The sequence below is a fragment of the Neobacillus drentensis genome (assembly GCF_036962765.1).
Taxonomy (GTDB): domain Bacteria; phylum Bacillota; class Bacilli; order Bacillales; family Cytobacillaceae; genus Neobacillus; species Neobacillus drentensis_C.
On record NZ_JBALOS010000163.1, the window covers coordinates 1 to 13,202 of the forward strand.

General features: G+C 37.6%; 7 protein-coding genes. 1 reads left to right on the forward strand and 6 read right to left on the reverse strand.

The window, feature by feature from the left end; translation table 11 throughout:
• Positions 1 to 241: 241 nt before the first annotated feature.
• The 6 genes from V7137_RS19835 to V7137_RS19860 all read right to left on the reverse strand — a co-directional run bounded on the left by V7137_RS19835 (position 242) and on the right by V7137_RS19860 (position 11,586).
• Positions 242 to 1,396 carry a Ger(x)C family spore germination protein gene (locus V7137_RS19835; protein WP_335699673.1) on the reverse strand — a complete coding sequence of 385 codons (1,155 nt, stop codon included), beginning with the start codon at positions 1,394 to 1,396 and terminating at the stop codon, positions 242 to 244.
• Positions 1,383 to 2,483, reverse strand: a complete 1,101-nt coding sequence (locus V7137_RS19840; protein ID WP_335699674.1) for a GerAB/ArcD/ProY family transporter — start codon at positions 2,481 to 2,483, stop codon at positions 1,383 to 1,385. Before V7137_RS19840 ends, V7137_RS19835 begins: the two co-directional genes overlap by 14 nt.
• 24 nt (positions 2,484 to 2,507) lie before the next feature.
• A complete protein-coding gene (locus V7137_RS19845) occupies positions 2,508 to 4,073 on the reverse strand; it encodes a spore germination protein (protein WP_420490153.1) in 1,566 nt (521 codons plus the stop codon).
• 1,138 nt (positions 4,074 to 5,211) lie between these two features.
• Positions 5,212 to 6,885, reverse strand: coding sequence for an alpha-amylase family glycosyl hydrolase (locus V7137_RS19850; RefSeq protein WP_335699675.1), 1,674 nt, complete (start codon positions 6,883 to 6,885; stop codon positions 5,212 to 5,214).
• Entirely contained in the window at positions 6,885 to 9,554 is a 2,670-nt protein-coding gene (locus V7137_RS19855; RefSeq protein WP_335699676.1) for a glycoside hydrolase family 38 C-terminal domain-containing protein, read from the reverse strand. Before V7137_RS19855 ends, V7137_RS19850 begins: the two co-directional genes overlap by 1 nt.
• Before the next feature lie 73 nt (positions 9,555 to 9,627).
• Entirely contained in the window at positions 9,628 to 11,586 is a 1,959-nt protein-coding gene (locus V7137_RS19860; RefSeq protein WP_335699677.1) for a fructose-specific PTS transporter subunit EIIC, read from the reverse strand.
• Between the two features lie 170 nt (positions 11,587 to 11,756).
• Here V7137_RS19860 and V7137_RS19865 point away from each other — a divergent pair, with 170 nt between their 5' ends.
• Positions 11,757 to 12,506, forward strand: coding sequence for a MurR/RpiR family transcriptional regulator (locus V7137_RS19865; protein ID WP_335699678.1), 750 nt, complete (start codon positions 11,757 to 11,759; stop codon positions 12,504 to 12,506).
• Positions 12,507 to 13,202: the final 696 nt, after the last annotated feature.

Sequence of the window (13,202 nt, forward strand, 5' to 3'; positions counted from 1 at the left end):
TTTATGGACCATCCACAAAAAGTATTCCCGCCCAAACCACCCCCTATAGAATAATAGTTTTGTGTTAGATGTTATTATAACAATACCTGTTTGGCACTTAATACGGACAAATTAAATACACCACAATGTGGATTTAGAGAAGTAGCATTACGAGGGTCTGAACATTAGGTTCAGGCCCTTATTTTTAGGTTCATTCAATAGATGAAAAACAAGTAATGTCTTTTGTACTAACAAAAGTTATTTATTTTTTCTTTGATCCAATCATTCCGTAATCCTTTATCGTAATCGATACATCATAGGTGATGGGAATCTCACTAAATTTTTCATCCCAATTGCCCTTCACATTTTTCCAGACATTAGGATATTGTATTCGCAACTGGTTGCCAAATCCTCCAACATCTACTCCGAATTCCTTTTGCATTTTTTTTGTGGTATTCACTACTAAGTGCGTAACTTCTTTCGCAGCCGCATTTTCTATGTGTTTAATCGTTTTATTCTTAAAAGCAGGCTTAAAGTGAGGATTCCAATATTCAGCGATTCTTCCCTCTGACTCAATTTTTACATCAAACGAAATTCTACCACCGGTAACATGCGGCTTAATTTTGCTTTTCATTGACTGAATCTGATAATATGTGGGTTTATCCGACTTTTTTTGGAAGGCTTTTACTGCTCCGCTTTTACCTTCTCCTGTTATCCAATTTATGCCTTCAATCTCTTCCTTATTAAGAATCCCAATCATCTTGTTTGTTCTTCCTTTTATTACGGCCGCTCCATTAAAATCAATTTCTCCCTTTTTTAAATCAATCAGTTGTATAAGGAAGCTGGTCTGAGAGTTCGATTTCCCCCAAATCTTCATTAAAGAGAGGTGCCTCAAAGCTCTAGTTGTAAGTTCCTGTTTTGCAATTTCTACCAAGCGTATAGCAGGAATGACTTCGGCTTCCTTTGATTCTAGAGTTCGTGCAGCTTCTCCTTTAGAAATAAAGATTAAGGTACTTCCTCTAATATCGATATCCCGAAAGAACAAATCTGTTATTTCTCTAATCGGCTCTTCACGAGCAAGATCTTGCCCAATAATCACTGCTTTTTCATGTGCCCCTGAAATAGAACCTTCTCTTCGTAAGGTCGTTTCCCAACCGATTGGTTCTTGTGAAATTCCTGTCGCAGAGACATTAATATAAGGTTTTTGTTGTGGTAATTTGTTAGTTGAATTACCGATTGCACCTGGTATTACATATTGAAGAGTAGATCGTATTTTTCCATCTTTTGATTTATCTACAGCTGTGCCAACAGCGATATTTAGATCTTCAATGGACTTGCTGCTCCAGCAACCAGACAGTAGAAAAAGTAAAAGCATCGAGACAAAAGAATTTCTTAGTATAGGTTTACATTTTTTCATATTTTCTTTCCTTCACCTTTGAGATAATGAAAAGGACAAGCGGCATAATAAAAAATAAATAAAGGGCGAAATTACCAATTATATCTGACATTTTAAATACCTCATTTATATTTTTAGGAATCATAGAAACTAAATAAATGAGCGGTATTAAACTATAAATAAACGCGTGAGTATTTTTCGAAAAAATCTGCTTTAATCCTAAAGTAGCAATAAATAAAGCAATGACATACGTAGCGAATATTTGCATAATCCAAATGACAAGAAGGAGGGAATCGAACCGTTCAAAAAAAAGACCTGTGATTTCAAAGCTTCGAATAAACGTAAGTACAGGCCATGTTTGTGACACTACTGCGTCTACTGACATGGATCCTATTACGATTACCACTGTAATGGTATAAAAGATAAAGGGTATTCCAACTCCGAGAATTGGAACTTTTGTTACCTTGTTTTTTTCTTTCATGAACATATAAATAAAGAGGAGAATTTCGAAGCCTGCAAAGGAAAGAGATGAGGTTGTTAACCCCTTCAAGACAGGCTTAACCCCCGATCCTAACACCGGACGTAAATTATCAACCTCAAATAATTCGATGCCTAAAAACATGACCAAAAGGAGAAAAAGAACCGAAATTGGAAAAATAATTTCTAATAACCGTGCAATGGCATTTACCCCTCCCTGAACTAAGTATAGACCTATCCACAAAAATGGCATCATAATAGCCCATGTTGGAGTTCCCTGAAGTAAGAATAATCGTGTAGTTTCAGCCATAGTTCGAACCTCATATGCGGACAACGCAATATAATAGCAGATAACTGTTAAACTTAGCAGCGTTCCTATCCATTTCCCAAGAAGTTTTTGATTAAATTGATAGAAAGTTTCGTTCGGGTATCTTTGGCATAGTTTTAATATTATTACTGATATAAGTGTAATAATTAATCCACTAACAATTATTGCGATCCAAGAATCGGGAGTTTGGACTTTCTCTGTCATGGTTCTGGGCAGCGTTAAAATCCCTGCACCGAAAATAAAATTTGTGATAAACATTACTGCTTGATGAGAAGTTATTTGATCTAAAGGACTGGAGGTCATAATTAGTCAACTCCTTTCGAACCGTTACCTTTTTCTTACTGAATCTTTTGGATACAACAGTTTTGGACGGCGTTTCATCAGGAATAGGGGGACCCGTATCATGAAATCCTTCCAATCATTCAATCGAAATGATACAGCAGGGCTCAGATATGGAATGCCAAAACTTTTAAGCCTCACCAAATGGCTGCATAGCAACAGGAAGAACAGAACGACTCCATATAATCCAAACACACTAGCAAATAGCATTGAGGCAAAGCGAAGCATTCTTAATGCAATCCCTACACTATATTGCGGGATCGTGAATGAAGATATGGCCGTGACAGCAACCACGATGACCATGATTGGACTAACTATTCCTGCTTGCACTGCTGCTTCTCCAATGACTAAACCCCCCACGATCCCTATCGATTGTCCAATTGGTTTTGGTAAACGAAGCCCGGCTTCTCTTAATACTTCTATAGATAATTCCATTATGAGTGCCTCAATAAGAGGGGGAAAAGGAACTCCCTCTCTAGTGGCTGCAATGGAAAAAATGAGCTTGGTTGGAATTAATCCCGGATGAAAGGAAATAAAAGCAATATATAAAGAAGGAACAAATAAAGCAATAAAGGCTGAAAAATAACGTAATATACGAATTAATGTCCCAGCCATCCATCTTTCGTAATAGTCCTCAGGAGACTGCAACAGCATATGGAAGGTAACAGGAACAATTAAGGCAAAAGGTGAGCCGTCCAACAGTAAAGCTACCCTTCCTTCCATCAAAGAACCCATAACACGATCAAGTCGTTCTGTACTTTGCACTTGCGGGAATGGACTTAAAAAATTATCTTCAATTAATTGTTCAATATAACTAGAGTCATGTACATCATCAATTTTTATTTTATTAATCCGTTGCTTAACCTCTTCTAATAAATGAGGGTCCACAATATCCTTCATGTAGATAATGACTAGTTCTTTTTTGGACCGCTCTCCTACCTGAGAGCTGATTATGGATAAGTTTTGATCTTTGCCATGCCGCCGTAGAAGAGCTGTATTATCCTTTAAATTTTCAATAAAGCCTACCCTGGGTCCACGTACCGATGCCTCAGTAGCCGGCTCATCAATATTTCTTGTTTTAGCTTTAGCACCGCCAACCAGGAAAACGTCTTCTAGACCATCGACTAAAATCGCAATGGACCCAAACATTACTCCGGAGGTTATATCTTTAAGAGTACGAACTTCATTTAAGCCGGATACAGAAAGAGCTTGGTTTTTAATGTACTCTTTTAAGGAGGAGTTTTTTAGTGGATGGCCGGTTTCTTTTGGTGAAGCCAACATTAAATCAACCAAAATATGATTATTAATTACCTCCGCATCTGCAAACCCATCTATAAAAATAATGGCAATACGAATACCCGTTGTTCCCATTTGAAACTCACGAAATTTCACATCTGAATTATGCCCAATCTCTTTGCGAATTAGATTCAAATCTGCTATAAAATCGCCGGTCATTTCATTAATAGATTCTTGGAATGACTGTTTATCCTGTTTTGCTTTTTTGGCAGATTCTTCAATCTTCATCTTGTTTTTGTTTAGCTTCCGCCATTTCACTAATCATCACTCTTTCTCTAATGAATGAATCCATTTGAAAAATTTAAAAAATCCAAGTGGGACTAAAAATGTAATAAATGCTTGTACGAAAATGATATAGTCCGGTATTAGAGAAAGAATTTTCTTGAACATAATAACCTCTCCTATAGATGCTCAGAAGTATTTTCGTTAGAAACGTTTTTGATTACATTGATTGTATTATTTACTTTTTATGTTAAAATTACCCGGTTATAGGGATAGTAATTTATCCTTCTGGTTTCGTATATTTTTTCTTGCTAAACTGAATAATAAAATGAGCTGAAGTTGGGATTAAAATGGAGCATAAAGTTAAATTAACTTCATAAGAAATAGAGGTTCTGTGGGTTTTATATATGGAAGGTACAATGCAAATTTGTATTTATAAATATTTTGATAAAAACATGGATGATGAAATCTTTACATAATCTTTTTGCCTTTTAACTTTTTTCTCAGGATTGTTTTTGATGACATCACATTCTACCATATAATTTAAAAATGCTCGGATTCTTAATAGCTTGGTGTGCGATTGGTTACTACTTGGTTCTCAATTCAATAATCAACAAATTTTCCTAAAAGCATTTCAAAATTTTTGATATTTGTTTTAGTCGTGTGGTTGACACCATTCCAGCTTCAAAAATGTTTTATTTTAAGCTCCTTGTGGACAACTAGTCAAGGAACCTTAAAGGTGAACATAGATAAAGAAGTTGCATCTGTTGAAAGCATTCGCTCAAAATTCAAAATGCGTCTTACATCCAGAAATCCCTATTCAGTAGATGTACATATTAAGGTTAAAGCAATGTTAAACGAATATAGCGGGGTTAGTGTCACACAAAAAAACTGAAAAAAATTGATCTAACGAAAAGGTTTCAAGATAAAAATATTGACCCAGTAGGATTCGGCCACTTAATAAAAAGCAAGACCCGAAATTTTGATTTAAAAAATGGGATACTGACTATCAACATTTAAAAGTCAATGTTCACGCAAACGTGAGAATTGTCGAGTCATGAGTCATTGAGTAGGAACCTTATATTATTTGCCTTAAGAAAAATGGAAATTCCGCTACACCAGGAACATCTTTACTTAAAGAAAGGAGTGATGACATGTCATCTCTCCTCCTTTTTTATTTTTTAATCCACATGAATTGATATGGAGCCAACTCCACACTTTCTTCTACGAATTTCTGACTCCATAGGTCATAGCCTGTTAATGGAAGATTGACCTTAACTTTTTCATTTGCCGCATTCACAAGGAATAATACGGTTTCATCTGTTTCATTATTTTTCCGAATTAATGCGAGGACCTGCTCTCCAAGCTCTACTATCTCCTGATCAGCAAAAGGAGAAAATGCTGTTTCATTCTGACGAGTACGAATGATTTTCTTTATTCCTGAGAATACTTTTTGCCGTCTTGTGGACAATTCCATTTTGCTGACCAAATCTTCATAGTCAAATTTTTCACGATTAATACGGCGGTTAATGCCCGAATCTTCAAGCCCTACATAATCATTTCCTGATCCAAGGAGGGAGTGATAATAAATAGCCGGAACACCCATCACGGAAAACAAAATAGAATGTGCAGCAAGCATTTTCTGTACAATTATATCTTCACTCACATCTTCTTCTTTATTAATCAGCGCGTCCATATAATTAATATTCAGCTCATATGGGGACTCAGTACCATCAGGGTTACTTTTATATGAAACCCGTCCACCATTCTCGAGAACCTTTTCTGCCAATACAGATCGCTCTTCTTCCGTTAAAATTCCTTCTGTTGGCCGCATACCAATTCCATCATGGCTTGCCAAAAAGTTAAAATACGTTGCTTTGTCTGATACTTTTTCAATTGTTTTTGCCCACCCTGTCAGCTTGCTCGCATTATGCGTAGTCAGCGTATGCAACACGAGGGGTGGCAGTGAAAATTGGTACACCATGTGTGCTTCGTTCTCACCATCTCCAAAATAACTGATGTTCTCTTTATGGGGAACGTTCGTTTCAGTAATGAGCAACGTATGTAGCTTCAACTCCTCTAATATCCTCCGCCACAATTGGATGATGGCATGGGTTTGCGGCAAGTGAATACATGAAGTTCCGGATTCCTTCCACAAAAAACCGATTGCATCTAAGCGGATGCTTGTCCCGCCACGGAACGCATACGCTAGTATTATGTCTGTCATCTCAAGCAGTGCAGGGAAATGCTTAAAGTTCACATCTACCTGGTCTTCGCTAAAGGTTGTCCAGGCAGTCTTCCCGCCTTTATATTCATGAAAGAGGGGAGATGTACGAGGACGAACAACCTTTGATGCATCAAAATCATCTTCTTTTGGAATAAAAAAGTTCTTATATTTAGTGTCGCCCTTTAAGTATTCTTGAAACCATTTGCTTGATTTGGACATATGGTTCGCAACAAAATCAAACATTAAACGATAATCACCAGCCAAGCGTTCAATGTCATCCCAGTCACCAAGTTCAGGTTTAATTTCACGGTAATCAACGACCGAAAAACCATCATCAGATGTATATGGGAACATTGGAAGTAAGTGAACATCCGTAACCTCATCCTTAGCATATTCATTAATAAACCTGTGAAGGGTTCTTAATGTAGGCTGGCCTTCTTCTTTAATAATGTCGCCGTAAGTGATGAGGTACACATTCTTTTCCGTCAATGGAGAAGTTTCTTTCCACTCTTTTTTCATCCATTCATCTGTGAGCTTTAGAATCTCACTTTTATAGTCGTCAGTATAATCGACACCGTAGATTGTTTTTAACAGACCTTCAACTTCCTTTGGAAAACTCATTATACATTCTCCTTCATAACCAGTTTCAACGTCACATACCCCTTAGGGAAGATCGTCACACTATCTTTTACATCTATACAGTCTTTTTCATTCAAGCTGGTTTGCACTATCAATTTTACATGCTCACTTGTCACTTTCAATGATTGCTCATCACTGCTTGGATTAAACAATCGAATAATAATCGATTGTTCATCATCATGTGCCCTTTTCATTGAGCTAAAAAACACACACTTGTTGGATGCTTCAAGTAAACTAAAACGAGAAGGAAGCTTGGAAACGGGGTAAGGAATCTCAAATCGGTCCAAACGTTCTTCAAACGTGTTTAGTGCCTGTTTTTGAAAACACACACTGTGCTCACGATACCGCTCTACAGCACTAAACAACTGAGATTCCTTTAACTCTTTGGAAAAATGGATTGCATACTCAAACTTCATTTTCCCCTGCAACTGTGCGTCTGGAGTATAAACTACCTTGTTATTGATTCCAGAAGCACGACCTGGCCTCCATTCAAGGTTATCTCGGCCAAGCAAGCCAACGCTCCGGAACAATGTCAGTGCTAGTTCACCCGTTTCTTTTATTACCTGATATTCCTTAATGCCTTTTGTTATAACTGCAGCGGTAACATCACCATTTGAAGTACCTGCTAAGTTTTCTAAAGGATAAATCGATACTGGAGCTTCTGCAAATTTTAATTCTCTCCAGTTTTCCATATATGGATTGACAGTCGGGCGCTGAATTAAGCTGAATCCTTGGTCTCCAAATGAGTACTTAGGCATTTCTACTGTCGTTTGTAACAGTACTCTAACTCGGTGGTCTTTTACATTATTTTCAAGTTCATGATTTACCCTGATAATATCTTCGCCTTTACGGAGCTCAAAACGAGTGACAATTACTAGTTCTTTAGACAATTTACCTGTATTTCGATCATCTAAATCCGCAGGGACCTCCAATATATGCTCAACTTCCATAATCTCTACTCCAGCACTAGCTTTAACAGAAAGTACTTGAGATTTTTTCGAGTAGATTTCCTTGTCACCCTTAAGTGGGGAGAAGTCATAAGAATCACCGGCATCTGCAACATTTTCAAATCGAATAAAATCAGTAATCAGTAGGTTTATAGCTTTTATATATAAATTCAGTACACCGTAATCCTCATGAATAGAATATTGTTCATTTTCAATTAAACATTTGTTTAAGGTTGAGATGGCTTGATAGCAATTTTCTTTGCTATCAACTATTTCAAATGTTTCATAGCCCATAGCAGGCAACTTTATCTCGCGAAAAAGTACTTCATTTCGATAGTAGCCTGGTGCTTCCACTTCTTTTTCCCCTTCTGCTGTCACAACGATGGTTTTACCACCACTGATGTACTCCTGTTCTAAAACATCCATCATAACCTGGTTACCTTCTAGGTCTCGTACCAAGAACTCTTTCTTTTTTGTAAATAAAACAACCTTTCTAGAACCTTCATAAGCTGCAGGTAACAGATGAAACACGACAAAAATAGATTCTTTGCCAAGTTCTTTGCTAATCGCTTGAGTGATTTGCTTTTTCAAAAGGTTTAAACAACCATCCGCGAAACGGATAACCTTTTTCAAACGACTAACAATCTCCTTATTCGTGTCGTCCGAGTTACATCCGCCGATGCTGTCATGCGCATGCACATCAAAAAGCATCTTCCACATTTCATCTAGCCATGCTTGAGGATACCTAAGGCCAAGTGCAATTGCTATACTAGAAAGTGGCTCAAGCTCATTGATGACTTTTTCTTCTGCAATATCATTTAGTTTTTTGATATCATAACGCTGAGATCGAATAGTGTTATGAATACGGGACTTCTGGGTGGCGATCAATTCACCCTGTATCTCATTAGTAAATCGTCCCTCTTGATTCCATGTATCGCTCATAAACGCTTCATAGTCTGATAGCACATATTCATGCTTTTCATCTTTTTCATTCAATGCTTCCACTGTCTTTGGAAAATGCTCACGAACCAGTACCTGATCTCCACCTGCTGGAAGTAGCAAATTATCTGTATTCTTATTCATATCCGCAATTTTTTCTAATATCGGCAACAATCGCTCTTCCATGTAGGCATCATCTGCCGCTAGAAATTTTCCAGGTCCGTACCCGAAATAGATGTTGTTTGCCTTTACGCTTTTCCCATCAGGAGATTTCCATGTAAAGTTCAAATCACCGTTCAGCTGGTCGGTATAAATTCCACGTTGCAACACACTATATTCAATTTCAAATTCATTAAAAATCGACGGCAGATATGTGTTTTGGCCAAATATATCCGGAAGATAGCCTACGTTCATAGAGTGGCCCATCTTTTCAGCAATACGAGTTCCATACAGTAAGTTACGAATCAAAGATTCCTTATTTACAAGTAATGAGTCTGCCTGTGTATACCAAGGTCCGACAAAAATCTTTTTTTCTCCAATCATTCTTTCCAAACGTTGTTTTTCCTCAGGACGGATTTTCAAATACTCATCGATAAGTGAGCTTTGTGCATCAAACACATACCCGGTGTAATCTGGGTCATTTTCCATAACACTCATCAACCAATCCATATTTTCGACTAGCAGTAGATTGGAATCTTCTAATGTAAAATACCACTCCCTGTCCCAATGAGAATGTGGTACAACGTAAACTTTTTTCTTCTTCATCCTGGTTCCCTCCCATGGTGTCTATACTTAAAAGAAAGAGGGGTCACCTCTTAAGATGCGCCCCTTTTTTGTTTTATGCCTGCCGTTCTTTTCTCTTTAAAATCGAAAAGCGTACAAAAATATTAGTCAATGCGATAAAGCTTACTCCAACTACTAGTCCAACAATGTAGGCCCATAAGTTTTCAACCATTGGCCAGCCCCAAATTGCAGGCAGCGGCAGCCATTGAACCGCTCCTAAAAGAACTGCAGTTGCACTGCCAAGAATCGCACCAATAATATTGATTGGAATCGTAATAAGTGGATTGCGAAGCATGAACGGAATCGCGCCTTCACTTATTGCAATAAAACCTAATAACAATGAAGTATTCCCAGCAATTCGTAAATCCTCATCGAACACTCTACGGCCAACAATGTACTTATCAACAACGGTTGCAAGACCGATACCAATTGGCGAAATGACGATAGCCAGTACACGGGCAGTTAATGGATACACATGATCTGCCGCAAGACCAATTGCAATAGCACCAGCAGCTTTATTGATAGGCCCACCCAGGTCAAAGGCAGTTGCAGAAGCTATAATAGCTGCTAATATTACATCACCTGTGCCTGCTGCAGATTCAATCCAGTTACGAAGGACAATATTCAATCCTCCAAATACAGGATCGACAATGTAAAAATTCAAGAAGAAAATAACTAAGACACTAATTGCAGGGATGATTAACATCGGTTTCATTGCCTGCAAGTTCTTGCTTAATTGAATTTTTTGATTTAGAAAACGACTTACGTAACCAGCTGTTAAGCCGAGGATTAATGCGCCAAGGAACCCTGATGGAATTCCCCCTTCAACTGCCCAAAATGTATAATGAAGACCGCCAGCAAAAGCTCCTCCAATAAAACCGGAAACTAATCCAGCACGGTCTGCCAATGAATAAGCCACAAACGCTGCGAAGATAGGGTACATAAACTTGAATATCAATCCGCCAAACATGTCTAAATAATGTAAGATTACAAATAGCTCATTGGAGTGTGTTGCATATTTCGGATCACCGAGTTCGTTTACAAGTCCAAAAGGCATAGCCCCAAGTTTTGCAATCCCCATCATAAGTCCAGCTGCAACAATAACTGGGATCATGTACGAAATACCGGTCATTACCGCCTGAACGGCTTCTCTAAAGAATCCACCACCAGAGGAAGAAGTTGTTAATTCAGCTGATTCAACACCCTCAACTACTCCATCAGGATTATTTAATGCTTTTTGAATCATTTCTTTTCCTTTTCTTAGAGGCTCTGCAACACGTGTTTGCACAAATGGTTTACCTGCGAAACGTTCTTTCTGTTTAGGTGCTATATCTGTTGCGAAAATAACTGCATCTGCTTTTTTAATTACTTCTGGAGAAAGCTGGTCCTCTATTCCGTTTGCGCCTTGTTTTTCAACAAGAACCTTTACCCCAAGTTCACGACCAGCTTTTTCAAGGGCTTCAGCCGCCATATATGTATGTGCAATACCAGTTGCACATGCTGTAACGGCTATAACTGTTTTTGTGAACTCTTGTTCAGTTTTAGGTTCATTTGTTGTATCCACATCAAGAAGATGTAAAAATTGTTCTGGTGTTTCTGTTGCCATTAGCCCCTCAAGATAGCCATCACGCATTAGATTGGTACTTAATGCTGACAATATTTTTAAGTGAGTAGTGCCGGCCTCACTTTCCGGGATTGCAATCAAGAAAACAAGCTGAACCCTGTTGCCTGGATCTATGCTTGGCCATTCTTCCAATGGGGTTCTTAACCGCGCCACCGCGAAAACTGCTTTATTAACAGCACAAGATTTTCCGTGCGGAATCGCCAAACCTTTTTCCAAGCCAGTAGGTGAAACCTCTTCCCGCTGTAAAACCGCCTTCAAAAATGTCTGTTCAGAATCTATATAACCTTCTTTATAAAGGTTAGAAATTAGCTGTTGGATGACTTGCTCTTTATTATTGGCCTCAACATCAAACAAAACTAAATTCGGATGGGTCATGTTTCTAATTCCCATAACATTCACTCCTGTCTCACATATTATGAAAACACTTTCAAATTCCTATACTAATGTTTTAACATAGAAAAAGCGGTTACAAATGTACAATCTCTGTACATTTGTACAGAATAAAATAATAGACATGATATACTGGATAAAAGATATGTATGGAAATGAGGAAGAACCCGATGGGGAAATTTCTGGACCAGTTCGGCAATCACATAGCAGATTTAACATCAACAGAAAAACGAGCACTTTATTACATTGATCAAAATTTAGATGAAGCAAAAAAACTTTCGCTGACCGAAATCGCGAAAGTGAACAATGTAAGTACCACAACGATTGTAAGGATGTCTCATAAACTCGGTTTAGAGGGATTTTCAGAATTAAAATATATTTTAAAAACTATCGAAAATCAGCAATTCATGTTAAAAGATAATCCTGTAGAACGCTATAAATCAGAATTCATGTCCGCGTTTGAAACAATTCATATAGGAGAATTAGAAAAACTAAGTGAGAGGATCAAGAACGCAAAACGAGTAATTGTGGTTGGCGTAGGACTGTCCAAAATGCTGGCCGAATACTTTAGTATGCTTCTGATGCAGACAAACAAGCAGACACAATATACATACGAGTCACATATGATTGACTTGCTTCCCAACATGGTTGATTCTAACGATTTGGTATTCTTTATCTCGTCCAGTGGAGAAACACAAACTGTTATAAAAGCAGCCGAAAAACTTTCTTTCAAAATCGTCGAAACTGCAGCAATCACGAACACGTCTGATTCAGCATTAGGAAAGCTAGTGAAAACAAACCTCAGCATGACTGTTGAACGAGTTAAATATGCCGGATATGATATTACTGCACGATCTACCTTAATGCTGTTGATTGATTTGTTGTTTGAATACTATTTGAAGAGAGGGATCGATAAATAGAAATACATTTTTCAAAAGAATCTAATATATTAGGCTCTTTTTAATGTTGAACTACCACGTCTTTATAAAAGCTCTTCTTTCCTTAATTTATTTCTTTTAATTAAGAAACATTGGGTATAGTTTGCATTCTATCGTATGTCTACTTTCTTATCAGCAAAAACAAATGGCTATTTAGAAACTTCTAATTTTGTCGATATCTTCTCAGAATTTGTAGATATTTCCCGGGAATTTGTTGAAATTTGAAAAATAGCAATTCCGAATTGTCAGAATAAAGTAATTTCTACTTTTAATTGAGTTGCCTTAGGTTTAAATAGTCATTAACGCGCAAATTCACCAATTGATTATCGTAAAGGAGACTATAGAAAAGGGAATGAAACCTTAAAAATGGCTTCCATTAGGGTAATTTCCTAGCGATAGCCGTTTTTGTTTGACTGGTAATTCTATAGCGCTTCGATGTCGGATTGAAAAAAGATACACGGATTGCCCTCTTTTAAAAACTCATATCCATTTCGCTCTAAGATTTGGCCATACCTTCGAATAGCGGGTGTTGTATTCCCACTTCTTCTGCCACTTCCATAGAAGAGAATGCTCGTTCATTCGAAGGTATCATGTCGCATATCGGACCTCCCTTTCTATTAAAGAGGTTTCAGGGATTTATTTGCAAGTTATATCGCCCAGCGATACGAAACAAAAAAA

What these genes read in the sequence shown, in the direction of transcription:
- V7137_RS19840 (WP_335699674.1), bottom strand. Translation starts at nt 2,483, where the DNA reads ATGACCTCCAGTCCTTTAGATCAAATAACTTCTCATCAAGCAGTAATG.
- V7137_RS19860 (WP_335699677.1), bottom strand. Translation starts at nt 11,586, where the DNA reads ATGGGAATTAGAAACATGACCCATCCGAATTTAGTTTTGTTTGATGTT.
- V7137_RS19865 (WP_335699678.1), top strand. Translation starts at nt 11,757, where the DNA reads ATGGGGAAATTTCTGGACCAGTTCGGCAATCACATAGCAGATTTAACA.
- V7137_RS19855 (WP_335699676.1), bottom strand. Translation starts at nt 9,554, where the DNA reads ATGAAGAAGAAAAAAGTTTACGTTGTACCACATTCTCATTGGGACAGG.
- V7137_RS19850 (WP_335699675.1), bottom strand. Translation starts at nt 6,885, where the DNA reads ATGAGTTTTCCAAAGGAAGTTGAAGGTCTGTTAAAAACAATCTACGGT.
- V7137_RS19835 (WP_335699673.1), bottom strand. Translation starts at nt 1,396, where the DNA reads ATGAAAAAATGTAAACCTATACTAAGAAATTCTTTTGTCTCGATGCTT.